This window comes from Bradyrhizobium sp. P3_C3 (assembly GCF_056402655.1).
Map to the genome: position 1 here is coordinate 193,090 of NZ_JBFUGY010000009.1, position 20,098 is coordinate 213,187.

The window sequence follows — 20,098 nt, forward strand, 5'->3', positions numbered from 1 at the left end:
CCGGAAAAGTGCGCAGCGGTTTTCCGACAAGATCATGCTCAAAACAACGAGTCTTACGCGCTGACGGTCTCGACCGCCGCCAGCATGCCGGTCTTCGAATGGCAGTTCAGATATTCGAAGAGCTGCTCGTCCGCGGCGGCCACCGTGACCTCGTGATAGAGCCGTAGCTTTGCCGACGGCCCGAGCGTCGACAGGTATTTCATCGCCGCGCCGAATATCTTGACGTGGGTCGGATGTGACTCCGCCCAGCGCTCCAGTGCGGCAAGGCTCTTCCACCAGCTCTGGCCGTAGGACTTTTCGCTCACTTTGCCGTCGGCCGAAAGCACCTGCATGTAACGGTTGGCGTAGCATCCGATGGCTAGCCCGTCGTCGCGCAGGAAATCCATGCCCTCGCGTAGCACCGGCTCGACGTCGTCGAGGTAGAGCTTTCGTTCCGATGCCTCCGTATCGCTCCAGTCCTGCCCGGAGCGGATCAGGCAGAGATTGTCGTGCGCCTTAACCTGCAGCCGCGCGCCGTCGCGGATCAATTCCGGCGCGCCGCCCGGCGTCATCGGATCGGTCTGCGACAGCGGAATGCGATCGCGCATGCCGCCCCAATAGGCGTGCTCCTGCACCTCGCCGCTCATGCCGTCGGCGATTGCGGCCACGCCCTCGGGCCGGTCGAGCGAGGAGAACAGCGTCTCGTGCCGGGCGACCGTGGGACGCAGCACCTCGATGAAGGTGCCAATGCCCTCGCGCGCCTTCACAGTCCACGCCTCGCGTGCCGGCGCGAACCATGCGTCGAAGCGCGCGATGTCGTCCCAATAGGCAACCGACACGGCGGTCTCATAACCGGCGCGATCGACGTAGCGGGCGCGGTCCCAATGCGAAGGCCCGCCCTCGGCAGCAAACCGCGCCGCGATCTCGGCGAGTGCCGCCGTCGCAGCCGACGGCGCCGCGTCGCGATACTGCACACCGAAATAGGCCATCACGACGCGGCTCACGGCGGGCTTGTAGCGCGCCACGAACGACGGATATGGCGGCTGGTAATCGTCCGGCACGCGCTTGTGGCGCGTGCGCTGGGTCTCGAGATGCAGAGGAATTGCGGATTCCATGATCGTACCCTCCCCTTGATCCCGGCGATCAGCTCGCCGCCGCCGCGATATCCGTGGGCTCAATGGTGTCGACCGGCAGCGCGAACTGCTCGACGCGCTGGTATCGCTTCTTGTTGAGCAGGAGCCGCGTCACGTCGGGCCGCGAATAATGCCCGGCAGGATCGGCAGCGTTCTTGGCAACCCCGATGGCACCGAGATCGATCTCGGCAATCAGCAGCCCTTCCTGGTCCGGCGCCAGCTTGTCGCCGATCTGGCTGCCGTCGGGACCGTAGATCGCGGCGAATCCGCCGCCGACATGCAGTAGCGCGTTCTTGTCGGGCCGGTCGCAGAGCTCGTCGATCATGGCCTGCGAGACCGTCGCGCATGGCGCGAGCACGAAGCAGGAGCCTTCCACCGCATAGACGCGCGAGGCGGCATTGTTGACCTCGGCGCCGAGTGCCGGCGCAAAGGGATCGTAGAGCGAGAAGCTCGGCCAGGCCGCGACATGCACCTGCTCGTTCTGGGCGTACATCGCGTATTTCGACAGTGGCTGGAGATGCTCCCAGCAGCACAATGCGCCGATGCGGCCGATGTCCGATCTTGCGTGCACGGCGAGATCGCTGCCGTCACCCTCGCCATAGACCGTGCGCTCGGCATGGGTCGGCCGCAGCTTGCGGCGCTTTGCGATGGTCTCGCCGTCAGGCCCGATCAGCCATTGCGCCAGATAGAGACTGCCGCCGTCGCGCTCGGACAGGCCGAGCACGGCGGTGAGCTTTGCCTTGCGTACGGCGTCGCGCAGCCGCTCGGCCTGGGGACTGTCATAGGACAGCGAGTTGTCGAAGTAGCGCTGCACGAAGCCGCGGCCGATCGCCCAGGCCGGCGAGTCCATCCAGATATGCCAGGGGTAGCCGGGGATGAAGGCCTCTGGAAAGGCGATCAGCTTGGCGCCCTTCTCGGCGGCGTCCCCGATCAGCGCGATCGACTTGTCGATCGAGGCGTCGAGATCCAGCCAGGCGGGCGCCGCCTGCACCACCGCGACCTTGTATTTCGGATGTTCGATGCCCATTCCCGCCTCCATTGCCGGTTGATCGGAAGCCACGTCCGATGCAGTCTATTTGGCCAAGCCACCCGGCCGGGCGCTCGACCGCAGTGGAACAAAAACTCGACTGGCCGGGATCCCCGACGGGTACGGGACTTGCCTTCGGTCTGGCTGGATCTGCGCCAACATGCGGTTTTGCTGGATGTGACAGGGAGGCTTGCCGATGCCAATCCAGTTCACGACAGACGGCAGCCCCGGCTACCGGCGGCTGGCGCTGTGGCAGGACATCGTCTGCGACGTCTTCGTCGGGCTCGACTGCAAGTCCGACCTCGGCAGCGCCTTTCGCGGCTCGGTCACGCAGGCCCCGCTCGGCAAGGCCGTGTGCTCCGAGGTCTGCTCCGACCGCCAGCACGTGTTCCGGACGCCGTCCCGCATCGCGCGTTCGGATCAGGATTTTGTCCTGGTTGCGCTCGGCAATCGCGGCGACGGAGGCGTGGTGCAGGACGGCCGCGAGACCGTGATCCATCCCGGCGAGTTCGCGCTCTACGACACGACGCGTCCCTATGAGCTGAAGTTCAACCACGCCTTCACGCAAACGATCTTCAAGGTGCCGCGCGAAATGCTGCAGCGCCGGCTCGGCGCCACCGAGACGCTCACCGCGATGTCGTTCGGCGCCGATGTGCCGCTCGAACGGCTCGCCTATGATTTCATCTTCAGGCTTTGCCAGAGCGCGGACCGACTTGCCCCGGACAACGCTGCGGCGTTGTCAGAGCAGGCCGTCGATCTGCTCGCGATGGCGCTGAGCGAACGGCTTGGCAAGACATCGCTGCCGTCCTCCACCCATCGCTCCGCCCTGCTCTATCGCTTGAAGGCCCACATCCGCACTCACCTAGCGGATCCCGACCTCTCGCTGTCGGAGGCCGCGGCTGCACTCGGCATCTCGCCGCGCTATGTGAACGATCTCCTCGCCGACGAGGATACCTCGTTCCAGCGCCATGTGCTTGCCGAGCGTCTCGCCCAATGCCGGCGTGACCTCGCCTCGCCCGTGCTGGCCCATCGCCATGTCAGCGAGATCGCCTTCGCCTGGGGCTTCAACGACCTCTCGCATTTCGGCCGCGTTTTCCGCGAGCATTTCGGAATGTCGCCGCGCGACTTCAGGCAGAGCCAGTTGCGGCACTGACATCCAGCCAGCTATCACCTTGAGCCTTCGCTGCAGGCGAAGGCAAGGCTCGTCAATTCCAGATTGCCTTGTCCGGCTGCGCGCATCAGGCTGGCGTGCATGAGGACTCACGCCACCATAAGCGGATCGGAGCTGTTGCTGGGTGTGATCGCGATCCGGCTCGCGGTGCTGGTCCTGGTGGGCTGGGGCCTGACGCTGCTGCCGCGGCAGGCGCGTGACGGCGAAGCCGCCTGCTTCCCCTCGCCCGCAACCAGGGTCGAGGTTCAGTCATCGGTGAAGTCGCCCGGCGCACGCGTTGCCGATGCAGCATTCGATGACATGCGCCTGCACGACTAGGCCATTCCCGAGCAAGGCCGGTATGTGAGCGCGTGATAGGACGCGGCCCGGGCTTGCATTACCATCGCACCCCAAGGCCGCACCGATCAACCAGCGGCCAGCCGAGGAGCATATCGATGGAATACCGACGCTTGGGCCGATCCGGCCTCATGGTGCCCGCTTTGAGCCTGGGAACGGGCACCTTCGGCGGCGTCGGCCGCCTTGCTGCATGGGGCACGACGGACGCGGCCGAGGCGCGGCGCCTTCTGGATATCTGCCTCGATGCCGGGGTGTCGATGTTCGACACCGCCAACGTCTATTCGCTCGGCGAATCCGAGCGCGTCCTCGGCGAGGCCGTCAAGGGCCGCCGCGACAAGGTTCTGATCTCGACCAAGGCCACCTTCCGCTTCGGCGATGGGCCCAACGACATCGGCTCGTCACGGCAGCATCTGCTCGCGGCCATCGACGGTTCGCTGAGCCGGCTCGGCACCGATTACATCGACCTGTTCCAGCTTCACGGCTTCGACGCCTTCACCCCGCCTGAAGAGGTGCTTGCGACTCTCGACGTGCTCGTGCGCGCCGGCAAGATCCGCTATGTCGGCGTCTCCAACTTTTCGGGCTGGCACCTGATGAAGTCGCTCTCGGTTGCCGACAAGCATGGCTTCCCACGCTATGTCGCCAACCAGACCTACTATTCACTGATCGGGCGCGACTACGAATGGGAGCTGATGCCGCTCGGTCTCGACCAAGGGCTGGGCGCCGTGGTCTGGTCACCGCTCGGATGGGGACGCCTCACCGGAAAAATCCGCCGCGGCCAGCCGAAGCCCGAGGTCAGTCGCCTGCCCAAGACCGCCGATTTCGGCCCACCCGTGCCCGATGAGCACGTCTATCGCGTCGTCGAGGCGATCGACGAGGTCGCCAAGGAGACGGGCAAGAGCGTCTCTCAGATCGCGCTGAACTGGCTGCTCCAGCGTCCGACGGTCTCGACGCTGATCATCGGCGCGCGCAACGAGACGCAGCTGCGCGAAAATCTCGGCGCGGTCGGCTGGACGTTGACCAAGGACCAGATCGCAAAGCTCGATGCCGCGAGCAAGGTGACCTTGCCCTATCCCTACTGGCACCAGCGCACCACCTTCACCGACCGCAATCCGCCGGCGGTGTAGAGACGGCCAACTGCCCGATCGCTCGGCTCCCCGAGCCCTCGCGAAAGCGGTCCCGACCCGTTTTCCTGCGCCGGAAGGCCTGCTTCCGGCGCAGGAACCGTCCGGGTCCTGCCGGGTTGCGATCCATCCTGCAATTTCCTAATCCGGGGATGAATCACGGCTCCAATCAGGCGCGCCTCCATCATGTCGTCTGCCCCGATCGAGCATGCCGATGGCCTGCCGCAGCCGCAGCGCAACCAGGCGGTGCTGACGATTGCGCTCGGCATCATCATGGCGGTCGTCGACAGCGCCATCGCCAACGTGGCGCTGCCGACGATCGCAGCCGACCTCGATGCGAGCCCGGCCTTCTCGATCTGGATCGTCAATGGCTACCAGCTCGCGATCACGATCTCGCTCTTGCCGCTGGCGTCGCTCGGCGAGATCGTCGGCTATCGCCGCGTCTATCTGGCGGGGCTCGTACTGTTCACGCTCGCATCTGCCTTCTGCGCGCTGGCGCATACGCTACCGCTGCTGACGATCGCGCGCATCATCCAGGGTTTTGGCGCCGCCGGCATCATGAGCGTCAACGCGGCATTGGTGCGCTTCACCTACCCGCGCAGCCAGCTCGGCCGCGGCATCGGGATCAACGCGCTCGTCGTCGCCTTCTCGGCCGCGGTCGGCCCGACGCTCGCCGCGGGCATCCTGGCGGTCGGAACCTGGCCCTGGCTGTTCGCCATCAACGTCCCGCTGGGTGCGGTGACGCTGGTGCTCGGCCTGCGCAGCCTGCCGCACACAAAACCCGCCAGCCGTTCCTTCGACTGGCAGAGCGCAGGACTATCCGCGATCACCTTCGGCGTCGGCATCGCGGCCGTCGACAGCGTCGGTCATGGCGAAGCCGCCATCACCTGTCTCGTTCAATTCGCCATCGCAATCGTCGCAGGCGCGCTGCTGATCTACCGCGAAACCCACATGACCTCGCCGCTGCTGCCGGTCGACCTGTTGCGCATCCCGGTGTTCGCGCTGTCGATTGCGACCTCGATCGCCTCGTTCTGCGGACAGATGCTGGCCTTCGTCGCGATCCCCTTCTACCTCCAGAGCCGCTTCGGCTATTCGGCGGTGCATATGGGGCTCCTGATCACGCCATGGCCGATCGCGGTGGCGTTCGCAGCCCCGCTCGCCGGCCGCCTGGTCGAGCATTATCCGGCCGGCCTGCTCGGCGGCATCGGGCTCACGCTGTTTGCCTGCGGCCTCGGCGCACTCGCCTTCCTGCCTGCAAGCCCGACACCGGTCGACGTGATCTGGCGGATGGCGCTGGCGGGGGCCGGCTTCGGCCTGTTCCAGACACCCAACAACCGCACCATGATCGCGGCCGCCCCGCGCGAGCGCGCCGGCGGCGCCAGCGGCATGCTGGGCACGGCGCGCCTGCTCGGCCAGACCACCGGCGCGGCGCTGGTGGCGCTGCTGCTCGGCCGCTATCCGACCGAGGGAACCAGGATCGCGCTCCTTGTCGGCGTCGGATTTGCGCTGTGCGGTGCCGTGCTGAGCATGCTGCGGCTGTCGCCCGCGGGCGCGCGCGGCGCCGAGCACGTCCGGGTGCAGGACGACCAGCGCCTGCGCGGCGAATAGCTCACGTCCAGGTTCTGCTGCTCTCGCGCGCAACTTGTGCGTGGCTTAACTATCTGGACCAATGACGTATTGCCCTCCCGCTCCGGTTGCGCTTCATTGACGCGGGGAATAAGGGGCATTTCATGCGTTCATTTGGAATTGTGGCGCTCAGCGTCATGCTGGGCGGCTGCGCGTCTGTCACGCGGGGCACGACCGAAAATATCAGCATCTCATCGACACCGTCGGGCGTGGAAGCCGTCGTCAGCGGTATGGAAGTTCCGACCACCTGCACGACGCCGTGCTCCGTGGTCGTCAAGCGGAATGCCGACATTTCGATCACCTTCCAGAAGGAAGGCTATGAACCGCAGATCGTGCCGCTCAGCCGGGACATACCGACCTCCGGGGCCGCCGGCTTCGCGGGAAATCTTTTGCTCGGAGGTGTCGTCGGCATGGGCGTCGATGCTGCCACCGGGGCGGCAACCGATCACAAGCCGAATCCTGTCATCGTGACCATGCAGCCGTCAGCCCCTGCCCGCGCACGGCCACCCGCGCCGAAGAAGCCGCGGCCGCCGGCGGCGCCTGCGCCTGACACCGGCACCTAGCGCCTCGCGACCGCCACGCAAACAAAAAGGCCGGCTTTTCAGCCGGCCTTTTCAATTCATATCGCTCGCAATCAAGCCTTGACCAGCGGGCCCTTCGAGGTCGGCCCCTTCGAGCCGCCGGAGCCACCACCGCCCGGCTTGGACTTGCCCGGCGGACGCTTGCGGGCGCCGGGCAGCTTCTCCTGCTTCGGCGTGATCGGACCGTCGAGGAACTCGAACCCGATCTTGTCCTTGGTCTCGTCGGCCTCGTCCTTGACCAGGACGACGCGGACGTGGCCGCCACCCTTGAGCTTGCCGAACAGCACCTCGTCAGCCAGCGGCTTCTTGATGTGCTCCTGGATGACGCGGGCCATGGGCCGTGCGCCCATCTGCTCGTCGTAACCATGCTGGACCAGCCAGGTCTTGGCGGGCTCGGACAGTTCGATCGTGACGTCGCGATCGCCGAGCTGAGCCTCGAGCTGAAGCACGAACTTCTCCACGACCGTGCCGATCACCTCGACGCTGAGATGGCCGAACGAGACGATGGCATCGAGACGGTTGCGGAATTCCGGCGCGAACTGCCGGTTGATCGCCTCGTGGTCGTCGCCTTCTCGCTTCGAGCGGGTGAAGCCGAACGCCTGCTTGGCGAGATCCGAAGCACCCGCATTCGTGGTCATGATCAGGATCACGTTGCGGAAGTTGACCTGCTTGCCGTTGTGGTCGGTGAGCCGGCCGTGATCCATGATCTGGAGCAGCACGTTGTAGAGGTCGGGATGCGCCTTCTCGATTTCGTCGAGCAGAACGACGCAATGCGGATGCTGGTCGACGCCGTCGGTGAGCAGGCCGCCCTGGTCGAAGCCGACATAGCCGGGAGGTGCGCCGATCAGGCGCGACACGGTGTGCCGCTCCATGTATTCGGACATGTCGAAGCGCAACAGCTCGACGCCGAGCGACGCCGCCAGCTGCTTCGCGACTTCGGTCTTGCCGACGCCGGTCGGACCCGAGAACAAATAGCAGCCGATCGGCTTCTCCGGCTCGCGCAGGCCGGCACGCGCCAGCTTGATCGAAGCGGCGAGCGACTCGATCGCCTTGTCCTGGCCGAACACGGTGCGCTTCAGGGTCTGCTCGAGATGCTTGAGCACCTCGGCATCGTCCTTCGACACGCTCTTCGGCGGGATCCGCGCCATCGACGCGATCGTGGTCTCGATCTCCTTGATGCCGATGGTCTTCTTGCGCTTGTTCTCGGCCACCAGCATCTGCGCCGCGCCTGACTCGTCGATCACGTCGATCGCCTTGTCGGGCAGCTTGCGGTCGTGGATGTAGCGCGAGGAGAGCTGCACCGCGGCCTCGATCGCCTCATTGGTGTACTTCAGCCGATGGTAGTCCTCGAAGTAAGGCTTGAGACCCTTGAGGATCGCGATCGCGTCCTCGACCGTCGGCTCGTTGATGTCGATCTTCTGGAAGCGCCGCACCAGCGCGCGGTCCTTCTCGAAGTGCTGGCGGTATTCCTTGTAGGTGGTCGAGCCCATGCAGCGGATCGTGCCCGAGGCAAGCGCCGGCTTGAGCAGGTTCGACGCATCCATCGCCCCGCCCGACGTCGCGCCCGCACCGATCACGGTGTGGATCTCGTCGATGAACAGGATGGCGTTGGGATGCGCTTCGAGCTCCTTCAGCACCTGCTTCAGGCGCTCCTCGAAGTCGCCGCGATAGCGCGTGCCCGCAAGCAGCGTGCCCATGTCGAGCGAGAACACGGTCGCAGCCGCAAGAACCTCCGGCACCTCGCTGTCGACGATGCGCTTGGCGAGGCCCTCCGCGATCGCGGTCTTGCCGACACCGGCCTCGCCCACGAACAGCGGATTGTTCTTCTGCCGGCGGCACAGCACCTGGATCGCGCGGTTGATCTCGGAATTGCGTCCGATCACCGGATCGATCTTGCCGTCGCGCGCCTTCTTGTTGAGGTTGACGCAATAGGTATCGAGCGCTTCGCCCTTCTTCTTGGCGTCCTCGGTACCCTTTGCCTCGGTCTCTTCGTCGACGCCGCGCACCGGCCGCGCCTCGGAGACGCCCGGCCGCTTGGCGATGCCGTGGCTGATGTAGTTGACGGCGTCATAGCGCGTCATGTCCTGCTCCTGCAGGAAGTACGCGGCATGGCTCTCGCGCTCGGCGAAGATCGCGATCAGCACGTTGGCGCCGGTCACCTCTTCGCGACCGGACGACTGCACATGGATCACCGCGCGCTGGATCACGCGCTGGAAACCGGCGGTCGGCTTGGCGTCGTCGGCGCCATCCGTCACCAGATTCTCGAATTCGGTTTCAAGGTAATTGACGAGGCTCGTGCGGAGCTTGTCGAGATCGACGCTACAGGCGCGCATGACGGCGGCTGCATCGGAATCGTCGATCAGGGAGAGCAAGAGATGCTCGAGCGTCGCGTATTGGTGATGACGCTCGTTTGCGATCGCCAGCGCACGATGCAGGGATTGTTCAAGGCTTTGGGAAAAAGTCGGCATTCGCGTCCTCTATGGCCCCCACCATCATGATCGCCATCGCCCGGTCAGGCAACAACAACCTTTGTCACATATAGTTATACAAGACCGCGGCGAAAGACCGGTTCCGCGACTCAAATGGGCATTACGCGCCCACGGCACGCTCGATGCAAAACCCGTTCCGATTTGGGCAGAACTACCCATTTGGGCAGGATTGACGCCGCTGATTTTCGCGGGATCACGCAGCAGGATGTGCTGCCGTCACATACCGCGCAACCAGAACCGATCTAAATAACTCTGGATGTGAACGCGCAGTTATTTCTTTTCCATCACGCATTGCAGCGGATGCTGGTGCTTGCGGGCGAAGTCCATCACCTGCGTCACCTTGGTCTCGGCGATCTCGTAGGTGAATACGCCGCACTCGCCGATGCCGTGATGATGGACATGCAGCATGATCTTGGTCGCGGCCTCGATGTCCTTCTGGAAGAACTTCTCCAGCACATGGACGACGAATTCCATCGGCGTGTAGTCGTCGTTCAGGATCAGCACACGATACAGGTTCGGCCGTTTGGTCTTCGGCTTGACCTTGGTGATGACAGACGTATTCGGCCCCGTCGGTCCGCCCGAACGGTTCTCGTCATTGCTCATACGAGGAGCGTGGGCAGCGGCTTGCGCGGACAGGTCTAGTCTGAAAGTCAGGTGCGGCATGGCTCAGGCGTTCAAATTCCCCACGGAAGCGAGTGACGGTCAGCCGCGCGGCCCCGCCCTTCGGAGCTTTGCACGGGCGCGCCGCCTTGTTGGATCACCGCTTCCAACCGGTCCGGTCAAGCCCGGCTCGATTGTAGGGAATATGGGCCCGCCCCCGGCTCGCCGCAAGCGTGCAACGGTCCGGCCAAAATGGTCGAGGCAGTCCCGATTCCCGGTCCGGCGATCCTGACCAAGGTTAGTCAATCCGGACCGATTTGACAAAAGTTTCGGCCGGCACCGTTTAGAACATCTTCACCAGGAATCCGGCCGTTAAGCGGCAGCGGCGATTTCGCGGGAAACCTCCGGTTTTCTACGGTCCAATCGAGCTGCCGTTCAATCGCGTGGCCCCTGGTGCGCATGCGCGTCGCCATGCTGCTCGACAAGGCCGGCTCGATGGCCCAGGACGGCAAGATGTCGACGATGCAGACGGCCGCGAAGAACCTGGTCGATCAGCTCAGTGGGCTCGTGCTCCTCGCCGGCGGTCTCGATGCGCAGAATCGCTGGTGGTACAGCAATGCCTCGCAGATCGACACGCGACGAAAGAACCTGCGCGACGACGCCAAGGCGGCGAGCATTGCACGAGCGGCATCGACGCGTTCTGTCCGGTGATGTCGGCGAGTCAGACCGTGTGGGGTTGACGTCGGTATGTCGCTGTCGAAGCTGCGCGTGGCGCGCTGAACCTGATCTCTGTCGCGACAACAAAAAAACCCGGCTGAACCAGCCGGGCTTTTCGATTCCAGGAGTTCCAGAGGACGTTAGTTGGCAGCCGGGGTGAACTTCGAAACGATGGTCTCGACCGGTTTGAACGCCTGCTTGGCGAGGTCGCTGTAGAGGCCGGCGATCTTCTGCGATTCCGCAACGAAGGTCTCGTAGCTGGAACGGGCGAAGTCAGTCTGCGCTTCCACGGCCTTGTCCAGCGACTTCACGCCGGAAAGCTTCTCGACGAAGGACTTGGTGTCTTCAAACGACTTCTTGGTGTAGTCGCCATACGCGCTGGCGATCGCCTGGAGGCCATGCTGCATCGAGGTCGCGGAAGCAACGCACTGCTCGAACTGCTCTTTCCCGTAGCTCTGAAAGTCTTCAACCTTGAACATTTCGGAATCCTTTTTCCCTGGCTCTGGTCCGGAAGCCCCGGCTCCCTGACTCCGCCCAAAAATAGTGCAACGCACAAAAAAGTCAAGAATCTTGTGCGACGCACAAAATTGGATGCAAATCGCTGAGATTCCCGGGGTTCCCTGCAATGGTTCCTTAAGCTTTTGGAAACCGCGGACCCCTACCCTGATTCCCTGGACGTGTTCAGCTTCCGCGAACGGTCAAAAGCCGTTCGAGAACATCACCTTAGCCAGAACAGCGGCTCAGGCCCAACGTTTCCCGCAGCGAACACCAGCGGAGAGACAGCCTGAGCAGGTAATGATCCCGGGTCGAGTGGGCACAATTTCGCCTCACGGGCCGGTGATCAAGTCAGAAACGGGGACGGGGTTTCATGCTTCGTAAAAACTTGTCTTCCTCGCGCTTGGCGCGGGTTGGCGTTTTCGGGCTTCTTACGGTCACCGCCGTAGTCATCTTCACCGATGCTGCCGAGGCACGGCGTCACCGGCGCAATTACGCGCACCACCGGGTGCAGCGCGATGTGTCCGACAGCTCCAGCCCGAAATTCGCATCGATCATCGTCGACGGCAATTCCGGCTCCGTGCTCCAGGCAACGAGCCCAGACGGAATCCGCCACCCCGCCTCGCTCACCAAGATCATGACGCTCTATCTGCTGTTCGAGCGCCTCGAGTCCGGCAGGATGAAGCTCGACACCGAGATGCCGGTTTCGCAGCACGCCGCCGATCAGGATCCGACCAAGCTGAACCTGCGTGCCGGCCAGACCATCCGCGTCGAGGACGCGATCAAGGGCCTCGTCACCCGCTCCGCCAACGATGCGGCCGTCGTGATCGCGGAAGCGATCGGCGGCGACGAGGACGACTTCGCCCAGATGATGACGCGCAAGGCGCGCTCGCTCGGCATGTCCAAGACGGTCTACCGCAACGCCAACGGCCTTCCCAACGACGAGCAGGTCACGACCGCGCGCGACCAGGCCACGCTCGGCCGCGCCATCCAGGAGCGCTTCCCGCGCTACTATCGCTATTTCGCGACCTCGACGTTCAATTGGCGCGGACAGTCGATCCGCAACCACAACCACCTGCTCGGCAGCGTCGAGGGCGTGGACGGCATCAAGACCGGCTACACCCGCGCCTCCGGCTTCAACCTCGTGACCTCGATGCGTCGCGGCAACCGCCACCTGATCGGCGTGGTGCTCGGCGGCCGCAGCGGCGGCTCGCGCGACGCCACCATGCGCAACCTGCTCGCGGAGAACCTCGAGAAGGGCGCCACCACCCACACCGTCGTCGCTGTCACCGAGCGCAACGGCGCAGATGCCAATACCGACGTCGCCGATGCATCGGAGACCCCGGCCCGCCCCGCTCCGCAGGTCCAGCAGGCCGCGGCCGCCCCTGCCCCCGAAACGGCCCCTCAGCGCCTCGCCTCGCGCCTCTCAGCGCTGGCGGCAGCGACCGCCGCGATGCCGCCGGCTCAAGCCAGGCCGGACACCGGCAAGCCCGAGGTTCGGCCGACTGAATCCAGGATCGAGCCCGCGCCGCTCACCAATGGCGTGATCTCCAGCCAGCCGCTCTCCATCATCCCCGGCTCGTCCGAGCCGATGAAGCCGGTCCGGGTGAAGACTGTTCAGGTCAAGGCCGGCACCGTGAAGGTCGCCTCCGCCGCCCCGGCTCAGGTCGCACCGCAGGTCACGAGCACGATTGCGGCCCGCTCCGACGTCGCGGAGACCTCCGGCGCCGTCGTCGCCCGCGCCGATCTCATCAACAAGCCCGAGATGGCGAGCCAGCCCGAAGCGCCGAAGGCCGAGCTCGCCCGCACCGAGATGCCCCGTCAGCCGGCGGGCTTCGGCACCGGCAACGGCATCCTCGGCGTGCTGCCGGCCGCCGCGCCCGCTCCGGCTGCTGCGAAGCTCGCTTCGGCCGATCCTGTGCCGCAGCCGATCCAGCTGAGCGCCACCACCAAGCCGGTCGTCACCCATAGCGGCTGGATCGTCCAGGTCGGCGCACTCGAGAGCGAGAACGAAGCCCAGCAGCGCATCGACGCCGCCCGCAGCTCTGCTCGCGGCCTGCTCAGCAAGGCCGACCCGTTCACCGAGCCGGTCCTCGCCAAGGACAATCGCAAGCTTTACCGGGCCCGTTTCGCCGGGCTCGAGCGGGACCAGGCCGAAGCCGTCTGCCGCGCCCTGAAGCGCGCCGACATCTCCTGCATCACCGTCCGCAACTGATCTGTCGTACCGCTCCAATCAAAATGCCCGCGCCTTGCGCGGGCATTTTTGTTTGGGGGATGCGGCGATGCCAGTTCCGCGACAACCTCTCGTCAAGGATTTACGGTTAAAACTTTACTCAAGGGATCGACCACGCCGACAAAGGCGGGCATCGGGGCGACGGCAGACAGAGCAAGCGGAGCTTACGCGGTACGGGCGTTTGTAGCGTAGTGCCGGAGTTAGCCGTTATGCGTGCGAAGCAGAGTATCCTTGGCCTCGTTCACACGGGCAGCGAGATACGTCGAGCCCCCTTGGTCGGGATGGAGTTTCTTCATCAGGGACTTGTGCGCCCGGCTGATGTCGTCGCGCCCCGCGCCCGGCTGCAGGCCAAGGATCTGATAGGCTTCCTCCGCCGTCATTTTGCCGCTCGGCGCCGTGCGGCGTTGCCGCCCTGCCGCATCGCCCTCCGCGTTCTGACGCCAAGCGGGAAACCGGCGGTCCAGATAGCTTTCAAGTAGGGCCACGCTCTCGGCGTCGAACGCCGGAGCCATCGCCAGCAGGCCAGCGAGATCGAACTCCTGGAGATCGCGCCCGGCGTGAGGACCGGCGACGATCTGGCCGGCGAGCTGCCCCGAATCGTGGTCGAGCCGCATGTCCAGGAATTGCGAGCGTACGCGCGAGGCCTGTCCGGCCGGCCGCGTTGCGCCACCGCCGAACAGCCCGCCGATATTGCCGAAGCCGGCATTGGCCAGCGGCGTCCAGCCCAGGAGCCCGGCGCCGAAAATCCCGAGCGGGATCGCCACCGCCAGCTCGCCCCGCAGGCCAGTGAACGCTGCGACCGCGAGCGCCACCACGCCGCCACCGAACTTGATGGTGCGCGCCAGCACCGCCGGATTGGCGGAGCGGAACATCTGGAGCAGCAGATAAAGCGTGATAACGGCGATGGCGCCGGCGATCAGGGTCATGGCCGGAATATAGTCGCCCTCACGGCAAAATGCATGGCGTCCGTCTCCGACGCGGGCCGCTACTTCATCTGCCCGATCAGCTTGGCCGCACCGCTCGCACTCTTGGCGAGTTTCAACAGCGCCTCGCGGCCGCCGGCGGCATAAGCCGCGGCCGCGCGCAGCAGCTCGCGAAGCTGCGCCGCCGCGCCGGGATCGAACCGGCACCAGGCCCCTCCGGTCAGCCGCGCGATCTCGCGAAAGGCCTGCTCGGCCACGGCGTCGGCGCCTTCCTGAAACACGAACACGGGCACCTTGAGCATGCCGAGCTCGCCGGCTTTTGCGCAGAGCTCGTCGACCTTCTCCTCCATGGCATCGCCGACGAAGACGACCGCACGCACGCCCGAAGCGACCGCCTCGCGCCGCACGTCGCTCAGCACCTTGCCGATCTGGGTGTCGCCGCCGCGACAGTCGATCTTGCTCATCAGCGTCGCCAGCCTGGCGCTGTCGGAGATCCAGCCCGTGGCGCGACACTCGTTCAAGCCGCGATAATAGACAAGCCGGATGTCGAGGCTGCCGATCGCTGCGGCCTCGCGGAACATGTCCGCCTGGAGCGCGCAGGCCATGTCCCAGGTCGGCTGCCGGCTCATCGTCGCATCCAGCGCGAAAATCAGCCGCCCCTTCGCGCCGGGGGCATGCGGCGACAGCGCACGCGCCTTGGCGACGAACGCGGCGATGTCCTCCGCGGTGCTGGCTTGAGGCAGCGTGCCGCCGGTTTGGCTCGATACGGCATCACGGCCACGCGGTTTGACGGGTTCGCCGGGCATCCCTGCTCGCTTCTTGCGTGAGCGGCTAATGTGGATAGCGCCTGCGGCCCGGTCAATGTGCAAAGCCTCCGCTGGCGGATGCCGGCGGAGGCTTTGCAGGTCGTGCAGACGATCGGAGCGGTGTCGGTGTCAGCCTGTGTCGGTGTCAGCTCTTGGCAGGCGCCATCAGAGCGACCGGACCAGGCTCCAGGATATTGGGCGGGGCCGAGCGCGTATCGACGGGCGCGACGGCGCTGTCGCCGTCGCTCAGGAACTTGTCGAGCATGCTCTGGATCGAGTTCTTCGCCGCATCCGGACCGGTGTCGCGCATGTCGTTGTGCTGGAATTCGGTCTTCACGACCTGGATGCCGGCCTTCTCGCATTCCTCATCGGTCGGGATGACACCCGCGTCGGTCTTGAACTGCGGATCCTGCGAACGGAACGAAAGGATCTTGAACTTGCCGGCAGTGACGAAGGGCACGCGCAGATTGTCGAGCGTGACGACCTTCTTGACCTCATCGGGATACTGCTTGGCGAAATACATCGTGATGTCGCCGCCCATGGAGTGGCCGACCATCGTCACCCTGTCGTAATCGGCGTTGGGCTGAACCTTCTTCATCTCCTGCATGGCGAGATGGATGTTGGCAACGCCGCGCAGGATCTGCGGCAGCCGGCCGACATAGAGCTCACCGGGCTTCGTCACCATGGGAGGATCGGTCGGCAAATCATGCTGCGGGCTTACGACCATATAGCCGCGCGCCGCGAAGATGTTGGCGAGGAAGCCGTACTCGGTATTCTTGACGGTGTTGCCGTGATTGATCACGGCAACCGGCAGCGTGATCATGCCGGCATTGGCCTGCATTTCCTTGTCGCGGCGGACCGCGATATCGACAGGCACGGGACGGTTGTCGCGCGAGGCGTCGTAGAAGGTGACGGTCTCGTGCTTGATGGCCCACTTGCTCGCCGTGACATAGGCGACGCCAAAGAGGGCACTAACCGAAACCAGAACGGCAATTCCACGCTTCATTTTCGTCCTCAGCCTCAGGCTCTTGCGGCCTGAATCCCTGTTGAAAATCGTGTTCTTCCGGGGCTCTTCGGCCCCTGGTCGCCTATTCCCTAATATATGTCACAGCCGCGTGACAGGAAGCTTAAATATTGTGAACCTTCAGCCCTTTCATTGTGCGGCGCACGCGTTTCTTGGGCATCCCGTTCTCAGGCGGCTACGTCAGGTGCAGGCTACCATCCGACGCAACCGGTCTCGATTGGCTTCAATTTCACGGTAAACACAGGGTGAAACCGCGAAGTCCGCACTCAGTTCCGGCGGGAACCGGCAGCTTCAATCGGCTGGAAGTAGCGATATACCGCCACCTCAGGCGCCGAGGATGTCGTGGACCTCGAGCGGCTTGTCGACCTGGCTGAACCACTCGGCGCGATTTGCCGCACGGCGGCGGCCGCGTTCGTCGAGCGGCAGCTTGAGCTGGCGGAGCAGGCCCGTCACCTCTTCCCGCGCGGTGAGATGGCCAAGGTTGGGCCGCATGCCGAGCGTGGCCTCGTCGATCTCATCGAGCGCGGTCAGGCCGCGCGGAAAAAATTCGCGATAGACGACGCGCTCGGCGAAGCCGTCGACGTAGCGGAAGCCGAGCCGTAGCGACAAATCCTTGAGGCCCTCGGCGACGAGCTGCTTGTTGCGGGAGCCGAGCATCGACAGGCGGTTGCGCACGACGATCCAATCGGTGCTGGAGCCGTCGAGCTGGCGCCGCTTGCGCCTGACATCCCGCACCATCTCGGCATAGTGGCTCTCGCCCGTCACTGCGTAGTTGGCGGGATCGACGGTGCCGAGCACGTCGAAATCGAGGAAGCTGTCGTTGATCGGCGTGACCAGCGTGTCGGCCATCGAGTGCGCCAAGCGCATCAGATAGCTGTCGGTGCCCGGCGTATCGATGACGATGAAGTCGAAATTGCTTTCGACCGCCGAGACCGCCTCCATGAACTGCTGGAACTCGGAATTCTCGTTCTCGGCGATCTGCATGGTCTCGCCGAGCTTGATGCAGCGATGCACCGGCAGCTCGAGGCCGAGGCCGGTGCGGCGCGCCCAGGCGGAACGGTTGCCGATGTAGCGGGTAAAGCTCTGCTGACGGCAGTCGAGGTCGATCGTGGCGACGCGCTGGCCGGCCTTCAGCAGCGCGACCGCGATGTGCAGGGCGGTGGTCGACTTGCCGGAGCCGCCTTTTTCGTTGCCGAGCACGACGACATGCGCCGAGCCGGATTGGCCTTGGCTAGCCTGCACAAGCATAGCGATCCTCAACACCCCTGATGAATATCTTCGAGTTGGCCGCGTCTGCGGTCAAGTGAAATGCGTGACAGTAAATGCAAATCGCAGCGCGCCGTGTTCGAAATGAATCACGGCACCATCTCTCGCTTGTGATTCAGCCATGTCGCGACATCGTGCGCGGCCTCGCGCGGGATGCTGTGCCGCATCCGAATGCATGGCGTCCACGATCGGCGCTTGTTAAGGTTAGCCGGCCGGGCGCCGGGACGCGCCCGCTTCCCATTCCCAACCCCGTCGAGTCCTGATGTCACGAAGCCCCTTGATCGCCCGCACGGTCCCCGCCTTGCGACGCGCCGTCGACAATCTTCGCAAGCGAAAGGCCACGATCGCGCTGGTCCCGACCATGGGGGCGCTCCATGACGGACATGTGTCGCTGGTGCGCCTCGCCAGGCGGCGCGCGAGTCGCGTCGTGGTGTCGATCTTCGTCAACCCGACCCAGTTCGCGCCGACCGAGGACTTTGGTGCCTATCCGCGCACCTGGAAGTCCGATCTCGCCAAGCTCGCCGCCGAGGACGTCGACATCGTCTGGCACCCCGGCGCCGAGGCGATGTATCCGGACGGCTTTGCGACCCGCATCGTGCCGGAGGGGCCGGCGCTGGCCGGCCTCGAGGACCGCTTCAGGCCGCACTTCTTCGGCGGCGTCGCCACCGTCGTCGGCAAGCTGTTCACGCAATGCCGGCCGGATGTCGCAATCTTCGGCGAGAAGGACTTTCAGCAACTGCGGGTGGTGACGCAGATGGCGCGCGACCTCGACCTCGGCGTCAAGGTGACCGGCTCCCGCACCGTGCGCGAGCGCGACGGGCTCGCGATGTCTTCGCGCAACGTCTATCTCTCGCCGGAGGAGCGGCAGACCGCGACCACGTTGTACCGCGCCATGAAGGACAGCGCCGGGCGCATCCGCGCCGGCGAAGCGATCGCATCCGCGATGGCGCGCGGCGCCGGGATGATCACGGCGGCCGGCTTTGCGCTCGACTATTTCGAGGCGCGCCATGCCGAGACGCTGGCGCAGGTCACCTCGCGCAAGGACGGCCCGTTGCGGATCCTGGTGGCGGCCAAGCTCGGCACGACCCGGCTGATCGACAATATCGCGGTGTAACCGCCAGGGTCGATCTTGCGCGTTGCCTCGCCCGGATGGATGATCGGGGCGAGGAAACGAGCCGACCGGCAGGGGCATGTCATTCATCCGCACGATGATCGTGAACGGCGTGCTGGCGCTTGTCGCCGCGACTGCCGCCCAGGCACAACAGCGCCCGCCGATCGGCCTCTACGGGTCGCCGCCGGATGCGATGATCTTCTACGTCGCCCATGGCGCCGCCGGGGCCTGCGGACCGGGCTGCTCCGACTGGATCGCCGCCGAGGGCACGGTGCAATGGGACAGCTACAAGCGGCTGATCGCAATTCTCGATCGCCAGGCGGGACACAAGCTGCCGCTCGTCATCCATAGCCGGGGCGGCTCCAACCTCAATGTTGCGGTCAGCATGGGCCGCATCCTGCGCGACCGCGGCCTGGATGCCACCGCCGGCGCGACCGAGGTCGAGGCCTGCGCCGGCAAACCGGAGGCGGATTGTTTTGCGCTGAAGCGCCCGGGCGGGCCGCTCGACGCCAAGGTATCCTTGCCGGATCCGGCGTGCGATTTCGCGTGCGTCCTCATGCTCGCCGGCGGGGTGCATCGCAGCCTCCCGCAAGGTGCGACGGTGGTGCTGGCCGGCCGCTCCATCCGCAATCGCCGCGCGCCCAACGTGGCGCCCGAACAGCGCGAGAGCCTGACGGCGATCTTTGGCGAGCAGTATCGCAAGTACCTGCACGAGATGGGCGTCGAGCCCGAGCTGGTCGACATCATCGACGCCATCGGCGAAGGCGGACGTCCGGTCGTGATGCCGTCCTCCGACTGGGCGCGGCTGCACATCGTCACGCCGCCATGAGCGGCCGCGTCAGAGCAGTCCGAGATCGCGCAGCTCGCGTCGCATCGGCTCCGGCATCGCCGCGATCGAGCCCGCGGCCGACTTGCCGAGATCGGGCGGCACGGAATCGTCGCTGAGGTAGCGCCAGCCCTGGAACGGCCGCATCGGCCGCGGCGATACCGAGATCACCTTCGGCTGCATCACGATCCGGCAACGGCCGATGCCGTCCTTGTCGCGGAACGGCTCGATGCCGATGATCTTTTCACGCGCGGCGATCTCGCCCTTGATCACCCAGTAGAGCGATCCGCCCGCCAGGATCTCGGCGTCGCGCTTGGGCACCATGCGGGTGATGTGGATGTGATGTTGCGGCAGACCCTTCTTCTTGGCGGTCTGCATCCGTTCGGCGACCCACCCCTTCAATTCCTTGACGGAGTCGCAGCCGACGGCGAGCTTGATCAGATGTAGCGGCATGGCCCCAGCATTAGCCGGGCCGCCACGCATTTGGAATGCCGAACTATTCGTTATCCGCAGCCGCAGGAGCCGCGGCTGGGGCCGGCGGGGCGAGCGGAACCGGTGCTGCGGCCGGCGCACGCGCGGCCTTCGGCGCCGGCGGCTTCTTCGCAGCCGGCGCCGCAGGAGCAGCAGCCTGCGC

Annotated in this window: 19 protein-coding genes; 9 read left to right on the top strand and 10 right to left on the bottom strand. The window is 65.3% G+C overall.

Features of this window, described 5'->3' with window-relative positions; genetic code table 11:
- Positions 1-53: 53 nt before the first annotated feature.
- On the bottom strand, positions 54-1,094 hold the full coding sequence (locus AC1DW2_RS13250) for a phenylacetaldoxime dehydratase family protein (RefSeq protein WP_354095841.1): 1,041 nt from the start codon (positions 1,092-1,094) through the stop codon (positions 54-56).
- 28 nt (positions 1,095-1,122) lie between these two features.
- Positions 1,123-2,139, bottom strand: a complete 1,017-nt coding sequence (locus AC1DW2_RS13255; protein ID WP_063982771.1) for a carbon-nitrogen hydrolase family protein — start codon at positions 2,137-2,139, stop codon at positions 1,123-1,125.
- A gap of 196 nt (positions 2,140-2,335) precedes the next feature.
- Here AC1DW2_RS13255 and AC1DW2_RS13260 point away from each other — a divergent pair, with 196 nt between their 5' ends.
- The 5 genes from AC1DW2_RS13260 (at position 2,336) to AC1DW2_RS13280 (ending at position 6,956) form a co-directional block, all read left to right on the top strand.
- Positions 2,336-3,292 (top strand): AraC-like ligand-binding domain-containing protein, encoded by a 957-nt coding sequence (locus AC1DW2_RS13260; protein WP_071913039.1) that lies wholly within the window; start codon positions 2,336-2,338, stop codon positions 3,290-3,292.
- Positions 3,293-3,391: 99 nt separating this feature from the next.
- Positions 3,392-3,628 carry a hypothetical protein gene (locus AC1DW2_RS13265; RefSeq protein WP_354095843.1) on the top strand — a complete coding sequence of 79 codons (237 nt, stop codon included), beginning with the start codon at positions 3,392-3,394 and terminating at the stop codon, positions 3,626-3,628.
- A 116-nt stretch (positions 3,629-3,744) separates the two neighbouring features.
- Entirely contained in the window at positions 3,745-4,770 is a 1,026-nt protein-coding gene (locus tag AC1DW2_RS13270) for an aldo/keto reductase (protein ID WP_071913034.1), read from the top strand.
- A 183-nt stretch (positions 4,771-4,953) separates the two neighbouring features.
- Positions 4,954-6,375, top strand: a complete 1,422-nt coding sequence (locus AC1DW2_RS13275) for an MFS transporter (RefSeq protein WP_477006261.1) — start codon at positions 4,954-4,956, stop codon at positions 6,373-6,375.
- 122 nt (positions 6,376-6,497) lie between these two features.
- Positions 6,498-6,956 carry a PEGA domain-containing protein gene (locus tag AC1DW2_RS13280; protein WP_092193127.1) on the top strand — a complete coding sequence of 153 codons (459 nt, stop codon included), beginning with the start codon at positions 6,498-6,500 and terminating at the stop codon, positions 6,954-6,956.
- Positions 6,957-7,027: 71 nt separating this feature from the next.
- Here the strand turns inward: AC1DW2_RS13280 and clpA are convergent, their stop codons facing one another.
- Both clpA and clpS read right to left on the bottom strand, forming a co-directional pair.
- Positions 7,028-9,442, bottom strand: coding sequence for an ATP-dependent Clp protease ATP-binding subunit ClpA (gene clpA, locus AC1DW2_RS13285; protein WP_208087306.1), 2,415 nt, complete (start codon positions 9,440-9,442; stop codon positions 7,028-7,030).
- 291 nt (positions 9,443-9,733) lie between these two features.
- On the bottom strand, positions 9,734-10,066 hold the full coding sequence (gene clpS, locus AC1DW2_RS13290; protein ID WP_014494655.1) for an ATP-dependent Clp protease adapter ClpS: 333 nt from the start codon (positions 10,064-10,066) through the stop codon (positions 9,734-9,736).
- A gap of 468 nt (positions 10,067-10,534) precedes the next feature.
- Here clpS and AC1DW2_RS13295 point away from each other — a divergent pair, with 468 nt between their 5' ends.
- Positions 10,535-10,774: a hypothetical protein gene (locus AC1DW2_RS13295; protein WP_477006262.1), complete on the top strand. Its 240-nt coding sequence runs from the start codon at positions 10,535-10,537 to the stop codon at positions 10,772-10,774.
- A 146-nt stretch (positions 10,775-10,920) separates the two neighbouring features.
- Here AC1DW2_RS13295 and AC1DW2_RS13300 read toward each other — a convergent pair whose 3' ends face one another.
- Positions 10,921-11,259 (bottom strand): phasin family protein, encoded by a 339-nt coding sequence (locus AC1DW2_RS13300; RefSeq protein ID WP_014494653.1) that lies wholly within the window; start codon positions 11,257-11,259, stop codon positions 10,921-10,923.
- A 389-nt stretch (positions 11,260-11,648) separates the two neighbouring features.
- On the opposite strand from AC1DW2_RS13300, the gene AC1DW2_RS13305 reads away from it, so the two are divergent.
- Entirely contained in the window at positions 11,649-13,490 is a 1,842-nt protein-coding gene (locus AC1DW2_RS13305) for a serine hydrolase (RefSeq protein WP_477006263.1), read from the top strand.
- A 218-nt stretch (positions 13,491-13,708) separates the two neighbouring features.
- On the opposite strand, the gene AC1DW2_RS13310 is transcribed toward AC1DW2_RS13305, so the two are convergent.
- From AC1DW2_RS13310 to AC1DW2_RS13325, 4 genes are all read right to left on the bottom strand, one after another.
- Positions 13,709-14,434: a DnaJ domain-containing protein gene (locus AC1DW2_RS13310; protein ID WP_477006264.1), complete on the bottom strand. Its 726-nt coding sequence runs from the start codon at positions 14,432-14,434 to the stop codon at positions 13,709-13,711.
- A 59-nt stretch (positions 14,435-14,493) separates the two neighbouring features.
- Entirely contained in the window at positions 14,494-15,237 is a 744-nt protein-coding gene (locus AC1DW2_RS13315) for a vWA domain-containing protein (protein WP_477006265.1), read from the bottom strand.
- Between the two features lie 145 nt (positions 15,238-15,382).
- Positions 15,383-16,243 carry an alpha/beta fold hydrolase gene (locus AC1DW2_RS13320; protein ID WP_071913021.1) on the bottom strand — a complete coding sequence of 287 codons (861 nt, stop codon included), beginning with the start codon at positions 16,241-16,243 and terminating at the stop codon, positions 15,383-15,385.
- A gap of 342 nt (positions 16,244-16,585) precedes the next feature.
- Positions 16,586-17,509: a division plane positioning ATPase MipZ gene (locus tag AC1DW2_RS13325; RefSeq protein WP_063982760.1), complete on the bottom strand. Its 924-nt coding sequence runs from the start codon at positions 17,507-17,509 to the stop codon at positions 16,586-16,588.
- A gap of 280 nt (positions 17,510-17,789) precedes the next feature.
- Between AC1DW2_RS13325 and panC the strand changes: the two genes are divergently transcribed.
- A complete protein-coding gene (gene panC / locus AC1DW2_RS13330; protein WP_354099976.1) occupies positions 17,790-18,641 on the top strand; it encodes a pantoate--beta-alanine ligase in 852 nt (283 codons plus the stop codon).
- A gap of 76 nt (positions 18,642-18,717) precedes the next feature.
- Positions 18,718-19,467 carry a COG3904 family protein gene (locus AC1DW2_RS13335; protein WP_084795098.1) on the top strand — a complete coding sequence of 250 codons (750 nt, stop codon included), beginning with the start codon at positions 18,718-18,720 and terminating at the stop codon, positions 19,465-19,467.
- Between the two features lie 9 nt (positions 19,468-19,476).
- Here the strand turns inward: AC1DW2_RS13335 and AC1DW2_RS13340 are convergent, their stop codons facing one another.
- Complete coding sequence (locus AC1DW2_RS13340; RefSeq protein ID WP_028155001.1) at positions 19,477-19,917, bottom strand: DUF1489 family protein; 441 nt, start codon at positions 19,915-19,917, stop codon at positions 19,477-19,479.
- Positions 19,918-20,098 lie beyond the last annotated feature (181 nt).

Bases quoted from the DNA above. Each gene is read 5' to 3' on its own strand.
- AC1DW2_RS13250 (WP_354095841.1), bottom strand. From the start codon at position 1,094: ATGGAATCCGCAATTCCTCTGCATCTCGAGACCCAGCGCACGCGCCAC.
- AC1DW2_RS13255 (WP_063982771.1), bottom strand. From the start codon at position 2,139: ATGGGCATCGAACATCCGAAATACAAGGTCGCGGTGGTGCAGGCGGCG.
- AC1DW2_RS13260 (WP_071913039.1), top strand. From the start codon at position 2,336: ATGCCAATCCAGTTCACGACAGACGGCAGCCCCGGCTACCGGCGGCTG.
- AC1DW2_RS13265 (WP_354095843.1), top strand. From the start codon at position 3,392: ATGAGGACTCACGCCACCATAAGCGGATCGGAGCTGTTGCTGGGTGTG.
- AC1DW2_RS13270 (WP_071913034.1), top strand. From the start codon at position 3,745: ATGGAATACCGACGCTTGGGCCGATCCGGCCTCATGGTGCCCGCTTTG.
- AC1DW2_RS13275 (WP_477006261.1), top strand. From the start codon at position 4,954: ATGTCGTCTGCCCCGATCGAGCATGCCGATGGCCTGCCGCAGCCGCAG.
- AC1DW2_RS13280 (WP_092193127.1), top strand. From the start codon at position 6,498: ATGCGTTCATTTGGAATTGTGGCGCTCAGCGTCATGCTGGGCGGCTGC.
- clpA (WP_208087306.1), bottom strand. From the start codon at position 9,442: ATGCCGACTTTTTCCCAAAGCCTTGAACAATCCCTGCATCGTGCGCTG.
- clpS (WP_014494655.1), bottom strand. From the start codon at position 10,066: ATGAGCAATGACGAGAACCGTTCGGGCGGACCGACGGGGCCGAATACG.
- AC1DW2_RS13295 (WP_477006262.1), top strand. From the start codon at position 10,535: ATGCTGCTCGACAAGGCCGGCTCGATGGCCCAGGACGGCAAGATGTCG.
- AC1DW2_RS13300 (WP_014494653.1), bottom strand. From the start codon at position 11,259: ATGTTCAAGGTTGAAGACTTTCAGAGCTACGGGAAAGAGCAGTTCGAG.
- AC1DW2_RS13305 (WP_477006263.1), top strand. From the start codon at position 11,649: ATGCTTCGTAAAAACTTGTCTTCCTCGCGCTTGGCGCGGGTTGGCGTT.
- AC1DW2_RS13310 (WP_477006264.1), bottom strand. From the start codon at position 14,434: ATGACCCTGATCGCCGGCGCCATCGCCGTTATCACGCTTTATCTGCTG.
- AC1DW2_RS13315 (WP_477006265.1), bottom strand. From the start codon at position 15,237: ATGCCCGGCGAACCCGTCAAACCGCGTGGCCGTGATGCCGTATCGAGC.
- AC1DW2_RS13320 (WP_071913021.1), bottom strand. From the start codon at position 16,243: ATGAAGCGTGGAATTGCCGTTCTGGTTTCGGTTAGTGCCCTCTTTGGC.
- AC1DW2_RS13325 (WP_063982760.1), bottom strand. From the start codon at position 17,509: ATGCTTGTGCAGGCTAGCCAAGGCCAATCCGGCTCGGCGCATGTCGTC.
- panC (WP_354099976.1), top strand. From the start codon at position 17,790: ATGTCACGAAGCCCCTTGATCGCCCGCACGGTCCCCGCCTTGCGACGC.
- AC1DW2_RS13335 (WP_084795098.1), top strand. From the start codon at position 18,718: ATGTCATTCATCCGCACGATGATCGTGAACGGCGTGCTGGCGCTTGTC.
- AC1DW2_RS13340 (WP_028155001.1), bottom strand. From the start codon at position 19,917: ATGCCGCTACATCTGATCAAGCTCGCCGTCGGCTGCGACTCCGTCAAG.